Below are 11,373 nucleotides of genomic sequence, written 5' to 3'. Positions count from 1 at the left end.
GCCGCGGGCCGCCGCCGGGGAGCCCGACCGACACGGCAGCCGCCGCCGACGGGGCCATCGCGCCCGACACCGGCTTCGTGGCCGCCTCGGGGGCGTCGAGGAGGGCGTCGCGGATGATGCGCCGCGGGTCGTACTGCCGCGGGTCGAGCTTCTGCCACTCGACCTCGTCGAACTCGGGCCCCATCTCGTCGCGCATGCGGGCCTTGGCGCCGTTGGCCATGTCGCGCAGGCTGCGGACGAGCTGGGCCAGCTTCGAGGCGTAGCCGGGCAGTCGCTCGGGGCCGAGGAGGAAGACGGCGAGCACGCCGATCACCAGCAGCTTGTCGAACGTCAGACCGAACAGGGACACGCATGCAGACTAACGTCTGCCCCCGACAGCCAGCCCCTAGGCTTGGGCACCGAGGAGTGAGTGTGTCGCAGATCGAATCGAGCTGGAAGTTCGCGGAAGAACTCGTGACGGAGAGCGGACCGCTGGCCGAGGCTCGGCAGCACTCGCTCGAGGTCGGGGTCGAGGCCGTCTCCCCCGCCGTGGGCGCGCAGCTGGCCGTCGCCACCGCCTCGTCGCGGGCCCGCAGCATCATCGAGATCGGCACCGGCGTGGGCGTCAGCGGCCTCTGGCTGCTCGCCGGTGCGCCCGACGCGACCCTCACCTCCATCGACCGCGAGATCGAGCACCAGCAGGCGGCGCGCGACGCCTACCTGCGCGGCGGCGTGCCCGCCGCCCGGGTGCGCCTGATCACCGGCCGCGCCGCTGAGGTGCTGCCGCGCATGAACGAGAACAGCTACGACGTCGTCTTCGTCGACGCCGACCCCGGCTCGGTCATCGAGTACGTCGAGCACGGCCTCCGGATGGCCCGCCCCGGCGGCCTCGTGCTGGTCGCGCACGCGCTCTGGCACGGCGCGGTCGCCAACCCGGCGAGGCGCGATGCGACGACGACCGGGTTCCGCACCCTGCTCACCGAGGTCTCGACCTCGCCCGCCGTGATCAGCTCCCTGTCGACGGCCGGCGACGGCCTGCTCCAGCTCGTCAAGCGCTGACGGCCCCGAGCCCGGTGCAGGGCTCTCGCCGTCCGCACGCACGCCGACGCCCCGCCGGCCTGGGCCGACGGGGCGTCGAGGGTGATGCGGGAGGTCGTGCCTAGTCGCCGACGACGTTCGCCAGCGCGTCGTGGAGCTCTCGTGCTTCGTCGTCGTTGACCGACACCACGAGGCGGCCGCCACCTTCGAGCGGAACGCGCACGATGATGAGGCGGCCCTCCTTCACGGCCTCCATAGGCCCGTCGCCGGTCCTCGGCTTCATGGCTGCCATCAGATAGTCCCCTTTCGCGAAGATTCAGATCCCATTATCCGTGATTGTGCGGCTGACACCTAAACAAGAGGAGGCGTCACCCGGCTCACGGGGGCGTCCAGTCGTACCCGTCCACCCACCAGCACCAGTCGATCCAGAGCCACTGGCCCGCCACGGCGAGCAGCACGATCGCGACTCGCCAGACCCTCGAGCGCGGCAGCGCGAGCACGCCGAGCAGCGGGAACAGCGGCATCAGCAGGCGCCAGGTGCTCGACTGCGGGAAGAACACGGCGAGCAGGTAGAGCGCGTAGGCGAGGCTCCACAGCCGGAGGTCGACGCCGAGTCGTCGTCCCCACGGGCCCAGCAGGAGCACCGCGAGGGCGATCAGCGAGATCACCAGCAGAGCCACCCCCAGACCACCCGGGAACCACCAGTTCGCCCCCTCGATCCAGGGCGTGAACGGCACCAGCGGGCCGTAGCCGATGTACGCCGAGCGCCAGGCGAGCTCCGTCTCGGTGTACGCGTCGAGCCTGCCGGTGACGAGTCCGGCGACGAGCAGCCAGCCGACCCCGAAGACGGCCGTCGCCACCGTGGCCGTCCCCGCGGCGAGCATCTCGCGGCCGGGGAACGGGTCGTCGCGTCGACGCCACCAGCGCCAGATCGTGTGCAGGCCGAGCGCCAGTGCCAGCGGCAGGGCGCCCGGCCGGGTGAACGACATGACCAGCACCACCGGCAGCATCGCCACGTAGCGCCGCTGCAGGAGCAGCAGCAGGGCCGCACAGAGCAGGAACAGGAACATCGACTCGGCGTAGGCGACCTGCAGCAGCGGCGACAGCGGCGAGGCGCAGAACAGCACCACGCCGAAGAGCGCGGTGCCCTCGGGCAGCACGTGTCGGAGGAGCTTGTAGAACAGGAGGGCCGTGCCGCCCGCGAAGACGGTCGACACGACCACGGCGAGGGTCGCGAAGGAGGCGCCGGTCAGCTCCATGAGACCGCGGACGAGCATCGGGTAGGCCGGCATGAACGCCCACGCGTTCTCGGCGACGTGGCCCGTCTCGGTGAGCGGCAGCGTCGACGGGTACCCGACCGCCGCGATGATGTAGTACCAATGGCCGTCCCAGATGCTGGCGAAGCTCGCGTAGTCCGGGCTGGCGAGCGTCCAGGCGTTCGCTCCCTGGCGCTGCGCGAAGCTGACGAGCAGGGCCGTGCTGACCACGCGCGAGACGGCGAAGACGCCGAGCACGCGGGCCCACCAGGGCAGCAGCCGCCAGCGGACGGTCAGCCAGCGGCGTGCGTCAGAGCTGCGCGAGGCCCGATCGGTCGACGACGACGCACGGGTCGACGACGCCGGGGACGGCCGCGTGGTCAGGCCGTCAGCCACGCCCGCAGTCCGCGCTCGTTGTCGAGGATCTGCTGCACGGGCACGCGCTCGTCGTCGTGGTGGGCCAGCAGCGGGTCGCCGGGGCCGTAGTTGACCGCGGGCACGCCGAGGGCGGAGAAGCGGGCGACGTCGGTCCAGCCGTACTTCGGCTTCGCCTCGCCGCCGACGGCCTCGAGGAACTGCCGGGCCAGCGGGGCGTCGAGGCCGGGGCGGGCGCCCGGGGCGAGGTCGACGATCGTCACGTCGAAGTCGGCGAAGAGCTCGCGGACGTGCGCGACGGCCTCGTCCGCGCTGCGGCTCGGCGCGAAGCGGTAGTTGACGTGCACCATGCACTCGTCGGGGATGACGTTGCCGGCCACGCCGCCGGTGATCCCGACGGCGTTCAGCCCCTCGCGGTAGACGAGCCCGTCGACCTCGACCTCGCGCGCCTCGTACGCCGCCAGCACGTCGAGGATCGGGGCGGCCGCGTGGATGGCGTTCGAGCCCACCCACGACCGCGCGCTGTGCGACCGGGCGCCGAAGGTGCGGATCTCTGCCCGCAGGTTGCCGTTGCAGCCGCCCTCGACCTCGCTGCGGGTGGGCTCGCCGAGGATGGCGAAGTCGGCCTCGAGGAGGTGCGGGTGCAGCCGTGCGAGCCGGCCGAGCCCGTTCAGGGCGTCCGACACCTCTTCGTGGTCGTACCAGACCCAGGTGACGTCGACCACGGGCTCCGTGAGCTCGACCGCGAGTCGGAGGTGGACGGCGCTGCCCGCCTTCATGTCGACGGTGCCGCGGCCCCACAGGTACTCGACCCCGTCGTCGTCGGTCTCGAACCGGGTGGGCAGGTTGTCGTTCAGCGGCACGGTGTCGATGTGCCCGGCGATCACCACTCGGCTGGCGCGGCCGAGCTCCGTCCGGGCGACGATCGCGTCGCCGTCGCGGAACAGCGTGAGGTGGTCGTGCCCCTCGAGGGTCTGCCAGATCGAGTCGGACACCGCCTTCTCGTTCCCGGAGACGGACTCGACGTCGCAGAGCTGGCGGGTGACGTCGACGGCGGACACGCTCAGGTCGAAGGGCGGCATGGACCCGAGTGTAGGGCCGGTGCCCGGCAGGTCGCCGGGCGGCGCCTCCCCGCCGCCCTACGATCGAGGGCATGACCACGGACACCTCCGCCGCCACCCACGCCCACGGGTACGGGCTCGCCACCGTCGCCAGCGACGGCAGCACGCTCGACACCTGGTTCCCCGCGCCGTCGCTCGGGCGGCTGCCCGCCGACCGCGACCCGGCCCTCGTGCCCGCCGAGATCGCGGACGCCGCCGGGCCCGACGCCCGTCGAGGCGTCGACCTCGTCCCGGTGACCGTCGAGATCGAGCTCGCCACGCCTCCTGCGTCGACCCCCGACGCCTACCTGCGGCTGCACCTCCTGAGCCACCTGCTCGTCGCGCCGAACTCCATCGACCTCGACGGCGTCTTCGGCCACCTGCCCATCGTCGTCTGGACCAACGCCGGACCGGTGCACCCCGACGACTTCACCCGCCTCCGTTCGTCGCTGCAGCGCGCCGGCATCGCGACGACGGGCATCGACAAGTTCCCGCGGATGCTCGACTACGTCACTCCCGACCGGGTGCGCATCGCCGACGCCTCGCGCGTGCGCCTCGGCGCCCACCTCTCGCCCGGCACCACCGTGATGCACGAGGGCTTCGTCAACTTCAACGCGGGCACGCTCGGCGCGTCGATGGTCGAGGGCCGCATCTCGCAGGGGGTCGTCGTCGGCGACGGGTCGGACATCGGAGGCGGCGCCTCCATCATGGGGACCCTGTCGGGAGGCGGCACCCAGCGCATCACCATCGGCGAGCGCGCGCTGCTCGGCGCCAACGCCGGCATCGGCATCGCGATCGGCGACGACACCGTCGTCGAGGCTGGCCTCTACGTCACGGCGGGCACCAAGGTCGTCGTCGTGGGCGGGACGCCGACGAACGACGGCAAGCAGCAGACGGTCAAGGCCGTCGAGCTCTCGGGCCGCCCGGGGCTGCTGTTCCGTCGCAACTCGGTGACCGGCGCCGTCGAGGTCCTGCCGCGCAAGGGCCACGGCATCACGCTCAACTCGCAGCTGCACGCGTAGCCGCGACGACAGGACGGGCGGATCCGTCGTCCCCGGGTCGTCATCGACGCCCGGTCGCGACGGACCCGCCCGTCTGCGTTGCTGGTGCCGCTGCTAGCGCTGCGGCCAGTCGCGCTGGGTCTCGCCCAGGTAGAGCTGCTGCGGGCGGCCGATCTTGGTCGCCGGATCCTGGTTCATCTCGCGCCAGTGGGCGATCCAGCCGGGCAGGCGGCCGATCGCGAAGAGCACGGTGAACATGCGCGGCGGGAAGCCCATCGCCTTGTAGATCACGCCGGTGTAGAAGTCGACGTTGGGGTAGAGCTTGCGCTCGACGAAGTAGTCGTCGGCGAGGGCGATGTCCTCGAGCTCCATGGCGATGTCGAGCAGGTCGTCCTTCACGCCGAGCGCGGCGAGCACCTCGGTCGCGCTCTCCTTCACGAGGCGGGCGCGGGGGTCGAAGTTCTTGTAGACCCGGTGCCCGAAGCCCATGAGCTTGACGCCGTCCTCCTTGTTCTTGACCCGCTCGACGAAGCGCTCGACGCCCTGGCCGCTGTCGCGGATCTCGGCGAGCATCGTGAGCACGGCCTCGTTCGCGCCGCCGTGCAGCGGGCCGTAGAGCGCGCTGATGCCGGCGGAGATCGACGAGAACATGTTCGCCTGCGTCGAACCGACGAGGCGGACGGTCGACGTCGACGCGTTCTGCTCGTGGTCCTCGTGCAGGATGAGGAGGCGCTCGAGCGCCTTCGAGAGGACCGGGTTCACCTCGTACGGCTCGGCCATCGTGCCGAAGTTCAGCTTGAGGAAGTTGTCGACGAAGCTGAGGGAGTTGTCCGGGTAGAGGAACGCCTGGCCGAGGCTCTTCTTGTGCGCGTACGCGGCGATGACCGGCAGCTTCGCGAGCAGGCGGATGGTCTGCAGCTCGACCTGGGCAGGGTCGCTGACGCTCATCGACCCCTCGTAGAAGGTGCCGAGCGCGCCCACCGCGCTCGAGAGCACCGACATGGGGTGCGCGTGGTGCGGCAGCGCGTCGAAGAAGCGGCGGAGATCTTCGTGCAGCAGGGTGTGTCGGCGGATGCGGGCGTCGAAGTCGGCGAGCTCGTCGGCGGTGGGCAGCTCGCCGTAGATGAGCAGCCACGCGGTCTCGAGGTAGGTCGAGTTCTCGGCCACCTGCTCGATCGGGTAGCCGCGATAGCGCAGGATCCCCTCGTCACCGTCGATGTAGGTGATCTTCGAGCGGGTCGCGGAGGTGTTCACGAACCCCGTGTCGAGGGTCGTGTAGCCGGTCTGCTTGGTGAAGCTCGAGATGTCGATCGACGAGGCACCCTGGGTGCTCGGCACGATCGGGAACTCGGCCGTCCCCCCCGGGAACTGCAGCGTGGCCTTCTGGGCGTCGTTGGCAGGATCAGTCACCCTGTCACACTAGCGGTCAGCCCTGGAGGCGCTCCACGGCCGCGGCGATCCGCTCGTCCGTCGTCGTGAGGGCGACCCGCACGTGGCGGCCGCCGTCGACGCCGTAGAAGCTGCCCGGGGCGACGAGCACGCCGCGCTCGGCGAACCAGTCGACGCTCGCCCAGCAGTCCTCGTCGCGGGTGGCCCAGAGGTAGAGCCCGGCCTCGCTGTGGTCGATGCGGAACCCCGCGGCCTCGAGGGCAGGGGCCAGGGCCGCGCGACGGGCCCGGTAGCGGTCCTTCTGCTCGCGCACGTGCGCCTCGTCGCCGAGCGCGACGCGCATGGCCTCCTGCACCGGGGCGGGCGGCATGAGGCCGGCGTGCTTGCGCACGGCCAGGAGCTGGCCGACCACGTGGTCGCAGCCGGCCACGAAGCCGGCCCGGTAGCCGGCGAGGTTCGACTGCTTGCTGAGGGAGTAGACGCTGACGACGCCGCGCAGGTCGTCGCCGACGACCCTCGGGTCGAGGATGCAGGGCGTCGGGCTGTCGGCCCACTCGCCCTCCCAGCCGAGCTCGGCGTAGCACTCGTCGCCGGCGACGACGGCGCCGAGCTCGCGGCCGCGCGCCACCACCGCACGCAGGTGCTCGTGGTCGAGGACGGCTCCGTCCGGGTTGCCGGGGCTGTTGACCCAGATCAGCCGGGTCGACTCCGGCCACTCGGCGGGGTCGTCGCTGGCCAGCACGTCGGCGCCGACGAGCGCCGCGCCGAGCGCGTAGGTCGGGTAGGCGGCGACGGGGTGCACGACGGTGTCGCCGGGGCCGAGGCCGAGCCACAGGGCCATGCCCGCGATGAGCTCCTTGGAGCCGATGGTGGGCAGGACGTTCGCGTCCTGCAGGCCGGACACGCCCCTCCTGCGCTCGTACCACTCGGCGACGGCCGCCCGCAGCGCGGGGGTGCCGGCGACCTGCGGGTAGGCGTGGGCGTCGGTCGCGGCCGAGAGGGCCCTGGCGACGACGTCGGGGGTCGGGTCGACGGGCGAGCCGACCGAGAGGTCGACGATGCCGCCCTCGTGCCGGCGGGCGACGGTGGCCGCCGCCGCGAGCGAGTCCCAGGGGAAGTCGGGCAGCGACAGCGCCACGATCGACCGGGGCCTAGGCCTGCGCGCCCTGCGGGGGCAGGGCGGAGATCACGGGGTGGTCACCCGCGATGACCCCGACCTTCGCCGCGCCGCCGGGCGAGCCGATCTCGTCGAAGAACTCGACGTTGGCCTTGTAGTACTCGGCCCACTTGTCGGGCAGGTCGTCCTCGTAGTAGATCGCCTCGACCGGGCACACGGGCTCGCAGGCGCCACAGTCGACGCATTCGTCGGGGTGGATGTAGAGCGAGCGTTCGCCCTCGTAGATGCAGTCGACGGGGCACTCGTCGATGCAGGCACGGTCTTTGACATCCACACAGGGCAGTGCGATCACATACGTCACGTTCGGGGGGTTCCCTTCACCTCGGGCAGAGGGTCCAGCCTAGCGCGCCGTCGGCTGGGTGCCGGCGGAGGAGGCGGTGGGCGCGGAGTCGGATGCGGTCGACGATGCGGCCGTCGACCCGGCGTCGGGCCCGGCGCCCCGCTGCGGCAGGGCGGGCCAAGCGATCACGACCATCGCGATCAGCAGGGGCCCGAAGGTCCACGCGTAGCCGGGACCGTTCGCCGGGACGAGCGCCGAGCCGCCCGCACCCGGCTGCGACAGCAGCGCCGCGGCGCCGAGCAGGCCGAGCGCGACCGCGACCGCGACGACCCTCGAGCCGAAGAGGAGGCGCATGCCGGCCAGCAGCGCCGCGGCCATCACCAGCGACAGCACGAGGCCGGACCAGATCGGCGTGCCGGCGACCGTGACGGTGCCCTGGTGGGCGACCGTGCCGAGGGCCCCGAAGACGGCCCCCGCCGCGAGGGCGAGCACCGTGGTCGCCACCCGGCCGCCGGTGCTCATGTCGGCGAACTCGGAGGCGCCGGCAGGGCCGGACGCACGGGAGTCGGGCTCCGGCACGAAGCGGAACGACTCGCTCGTGCCCACGGGCTGGACCGCGCCGTGAGGGAAGAGGATCCCCGCTGCTCCCCGGGGCAGGTCGACGACCTCCACCTGCGTCCGATAGCGGCGCAGGGCGGCCAGACGGCGGGCGGTGGAGGCACGGACGTCGACCGTGCGGACCGAGTCGTCGGCGGCGAGAGCCTCGGCCTCGGCACCCGTGGCCTGTTCGGCACCCGCGACGACGGCGAAGAAGGGCACGTCGGCCAGGCGCGCGACGCGCACGGCGGCCCGGTTGGCCCGGACGTGGTCGGGGTGGTGGTAGCCGCCGTCCTCGTCGTAGCTGACGATCGCCGTCGGCCGCACGGACTCGACCACGGCCTGCAGGTCGGACACGATCTCGCCGAACTCGGCCGCGCAGAAGGCGGCACCGTGCAGGTCGGGGGTCGGGCCGGCCACGCCGTCCGACCGCCAGACCATGCCGCTGTCGCGGTAGACCCTCGCCGGCAGCCCGTGGGTGCGCGCCTCAGGGTCGCCGAGGAACCGGTGGTCGCGGACGCCGAGGTCGCGCATCGCCTCCGCGATCTCGCCCTCGCGGTGGGCGGCGAGCGCGGCTTCGTCACCGCGCAGCCGGGCCAGGTCGTCGGGCATGACCTCACCGAGCTCGCCGCGGGTGCAGGTGACGATCGTCACCTCGGCGCCGGCGTCGACGAGGGCGGCGATCGTGCCGCCCGTCGCGATCGTCTCGTCGTCCGGGTGGGCGTGCACGAAGAGGACCCGCTCGGCCCGCAGGGCGGAGGGCTGGCCGGGGCGGGCGTCGCCCTGGCGGGCATCGGAGGCGGAGCCGAAGTACGTCATCACTGGACAGGATATGCCGCCCCGCACTATGGTCGGTCCGGCCCGGGAAGCTGGTGAGGTTAGCCTAACCAAACTACCCGGACCGGTCGCGGTCACCCCACCGCCGCACCCCCTCCTCTCGAAAGCCGTCGCCCGTGCTCGCCAACTACCTCATCGGACTCCGCGAGGGCCTCGAGGCCGCCCTCGTCGTGGGCATCCTCATCGCCGCCGTCGTCAAGCTCGGCCGCCGTGACGTCCTCCCCCGCCTCTGGCTCGGCGTCGCCGCCGCCGTCGTCCTCTCGCTCGGCCTCGGCGCCGTGCTCACCTTCGGCGCCTACGGCCTGACGTTCCAGGCCCAGGAGATCATCGGCGGCGGCCTCTCGGTCGTCGCCGTCGGGTTCGTCACCTGGATGGTCTTCTGGATGGCCCGGACGGCGCGCAGCATGCGCGGCGAGCTTGAGTCGAGCCTCGACCGCGCGATCGCCGGCGGAGCCTGGGCGGTCGTCGCGCTCGCCTTCCTGTCGGTCGGGCGCGAGGGCATCGAGACCGCCCTGTTCGTCTGGGCGACGGTGCAGTCGACCGGAGGCGGCGAGGCTCCCGTCGTGGGCGCCCTGCTCGGCATCCTCACGGCCGTCGCGATCGAGGTCGCGATCTACCGCGGGGTCGTCCGCCTCGACCTCCGTCGGTTCTTCACGGTCACCGGGTACCTGCTCGTGCTCGTCGCGGCCGGGGTGCTCGCCTACGGGGTGGGAGACCTGCAGGAGGCGGGCGTGCTGCCGGGCCGCACCTCCCTCGCCTTCGACGTCAGCGCCGCCGTGCCCCCGACGAGCTGGTGGGGCACCCTGCTGCAGGGCCTCGTCAACTTCACCCCGACGCCGAGCTGGCTGCAGGCTGGCGTCTGGCTCGCCTACCTCGCCGTCGTCGTCCCGCTGTTCGCGCGCGCCGCCCGCGGCGGTGCGTCCCGCCCGGCAGAGGCGACCACCGCCTCCCCGAGCGGCTCCCCCGCCGACCGACCCACCACCCGCACGACCGCAGGAGCACCACGATGACCCCTCGCCCCCTCGCCCTCGTCTCCGGCGCGGCGCTCGTCGCGCTCGCGCTGACCGGCTGCGTCGCGAACTCTCCCGGCGGCGCGGCCACGGCCGGCGCGACCGTCGTCACGGTCGACGGGAACGCCGACGCGTGCTCGCTCTCGGCCACCACGGCGCCGAGCGGCCCCGTCACGTTCACCGTGACGAACACGGGCGACGACAACACCGAGTTCGAGCTGCTCGCCTCCGACGGCCTGCGCATCATCAGCGAGAAGGAGAACATCGGGCCGGGCACCAGCGCCTCGATGACCGTGGCCGTCCAGCCCGGCGACTACGTCACGGCGTGCATCCCCGGCCTCGTCGGCGAGGGCGTCCGGGCGCCGTTCACCGTGACCGACTCGGGCGCCGACGTGACGCCCGCGGGCACCGAGAAGGAGCAGGTCGACGCCGCGGCCGCCGCCTACCTCGGCTACGTCAAGGACCAGGTCGGGCAGCTCGTGCCCGCGACCCAGGCCTTCCTCGACGCGTACACGACCGGCGACGACGACCTCGCGCGGAGCCTCTACCCGACCGCACGCGCCCACTACGAGCGCATCGAGCCCGTCGCCGAGTCGTTCGGCGACCTCGACCCGGCGATCGACTTCCGCGAGGCCGACGTCGAGCCCGGCACCGAGTGGACCGGCTGGCACCGGATCGAGAAGGACCTCTGGCAGCCGACCGTCGACGAGAACAGCGGCGAGGCGTACACGCCACTGACCGCGGACGAGCGCACCCGCTTCGCCGACCTGCTCACGGCAGACACGGCCGAGCTGCAGTCGGCCGTGACGGCGAGCGGGTTCTCGATCAGCATCGACACGATCAGCAACGGCGCCGTCGGCCTGATGGACGAGGTCGCCACGGGCAAGATCACCGGTGAGGAAGAGATCTGGTCGCACACCGACCTCTGGGACTTCCAGGGCAACCTCGAGGGCGCCCGCGTCGCCTACGAGGGCGTGCGCGACATCGTCGCCGACAAGGACCCGGAGCTCGTCGACCGCATCGACTCGCGCCTCTCCGCCCTCGAGGACCTGCTCTCGTCGTACGGCAGCCTCGAGGCCGGATACCCCTCGTACACGGAGCTGACGGACGCCGACAAGAAGAAGCTCAGCGACGCCGTCAACGCCCTGAGCGAGCCCCTCAGCGAGCTCACCTCGACGCTGGTCGGCTGACGGGTGCGCGAGGGCGGACGATGACGAGCGAGGAGGCGCGGGGCGCGACGAGCGAGACGGCCGCGGCCGACGGGACTCCGGGTCGCGGCGCCCCGTCGCGCGGGCTCTCCCGCCGCGGCCTGCTGGGCCTGATCGGCACCGGCG

The 11,373-nt window shown here is 72.5% G+C and carries 12 protein-coding genes; 4 read left to right on the top strand and 8 right to left on the bottom strand.

The genetic code is table 11. The annotated features are described in order from the left end of the window. A partial coding sequence (locus RWM17_RS07995) for a Sec-independent protein translocase TatB (protein ID WP_314102550.1) occupies positions 1–343 on the bottom strand: 343 nt, incomplete at its 3' end. A 68-nt stretch (positions 344–411) separates the two neighbouring features. Here RWM17_RS07995 and RWM17_RS07990 point away from each other — a divergent pair. After that, positions 412–1,038, top strand: coding sequence for an O-methyltransferase (locus RWM17_RS07990; protein ID WP_166644796.1), 627 nt, complete (start codon positions 412–414; stop codon positions 1,036–1,038). Positions 1,039–1,138: 100 nt separating this feature from the next. Here RWM17_RS07990 and RWM17_RS07985 read toward each other — a convergent pair whose 3' ends face one another. From RWM17_RS07985 to dapE, 3 genes are all read right to left on the bottom strand, one after another. Beyond that, the gene (locus RWM17_RS07985; RefSeq protein WP_123548132.1) at positions 1,139–1,309 is read right to left on the bottom strand and encodes a DUF3117 domain-containing protein; all 171 of its coding nucleotides are present in this window, start codon (positions 1,307–1,309) and stop codon (positions 1,139–1,141) included. Positions 1,310–1,394: 85 nt separating this feature from the next. Next, positions 1,395–2,669 (bottom strand): hypothetical protein, encoded by a 1,275-nt coding sequence (locus RWM17_RS07980; protein ID WP_314102549.1) that lies wholly within the window; start codon positions 2,667–2,669, stop codon positions 1,395–1,397. Then, positions 2,654–3,730: a succinyl-diaminopimelate desuccinylase gene (gene dapE, locus RWM17_RS07975; protein ID WP_314102548.1), complete on the bottom strand. Its 1,077-nt coding sequence runs from the start codon at positions 3,728–3,730 to the stop codon at positions 2,654–2,656. The genes RWM17_RS07980 and dapE overlap by 16 nt, the downstream gene beginning before the upstream one ends. 71 nt (positions 3,731–3,801) lie before the next feature. Here dapE and dapD point away from each other — a divergent pair, with 71 nt between their 5' ends. Then, a complete protein-coding gene (gene dapD / locus RWM17_RS07970; protein WP_314102547.1) occupies positions 3,802–4,770 on the top strand; it encodes a 2,3,4,5-tetrahydropyridine-2,6-dicarboxylate N-succinyltransferase in 969 nt (322 codons plus the stop codon). Between the two features lie 93 nt (positions 4,771–4,863). Here dapD and RWM17_RS07965 read toward each other — a convergent pair whose 3' ends face one another. The 4 genes from RWM17_RS07965 to RWM17_RS07950 are packed head-to-tail and all read right to left on the bottom strand — an operon-like array spanning position 4,864 to position 9,011. Then, positions 4,864–6,159, bottom strand: a complete 1,296-nt coding sequence (locus RWM17_RS07965) for a citrate synthase (RefSeq protein WP_314102546.1) — start codon at positions 6,157–6,159, stop codon at positions 4,864–4,866. A 16-nt stretch (positions 6,160–6,175) separates the two neighbouring features. Further along, the gene (gene dapC / locus RWM17_RS07960; RefSeq protein ID WP_399540296.1) at positions 6,176–7,279 is read right to left on the bottom strand and encodes a succinyldiaminopimelate transaminase; all 1,104 of its coding nucleotides are present in this window, start codon (positions 7,277–7,279) and stop codon (positions 6,176–6,178) included. 10 nt (positions 7,280–7,289) lie between these two features. Further along, a complete protein-coding gene (gene fdxA / locus RWM17_RS07955; protein WP_123548127.1) occupies positions 7,290–7,616 on the bottom strand; it encodes a ferredoxin in 327 nt (108 codons plus the stop codon). Between the two features lie 39 nt (positions 7,617–7,655). Further along, entirely contained in the window at positions 7,656–9,011 is a 1,356-nt protein-coding gene (locus RWM17_RS07950) for a PIG-L family deacetylase (protein WP_314102544.1), read from the bottom strand. 134 nt (positions 9,012–9,145) lie between these two features. Between RWM17_RS07950 and efeU the strand changes: the two genes are divergently transcribed. Then, entirely contained in the window at positions 9,146–10,039 is an 894-nt protein-coding gene (efeU, locus tag RWM17_RS07945; protein WP_314102543.1) for an iron uptake transporter permease EfeU, read from the top strand. Further along, complete coding sequence (efeO, locus tag RWM17_RS07940) at positions 10,036–11,229, top strand: iron uptake system protein EfeO (RefSeq protein ID WP_314102542.1); 1,194 nt, start codon at positions 10,036–10,038, stop codon at positions 11,227–11,229. Before efeU ends, efeO begins: the two co-directional genes overlap by 4 nt. Positions 11,230–11,373: the final 144 nt, after the last annotated feature.

Source organism: uncultured Frigoribacterium sp. (assembly GCF_963515265.1).
In the GTDB taxonomy this organism is placed as follows: Bacteria; Actinomycetota; Actinomycetes; order Actinomycetales; family Microbacteriaceae; genus Frigoribacterium.
Note: the sequence above shows the minus strand (reverse complement) of the source record. Positions and strands in the feature narration are given on the sequence as shown.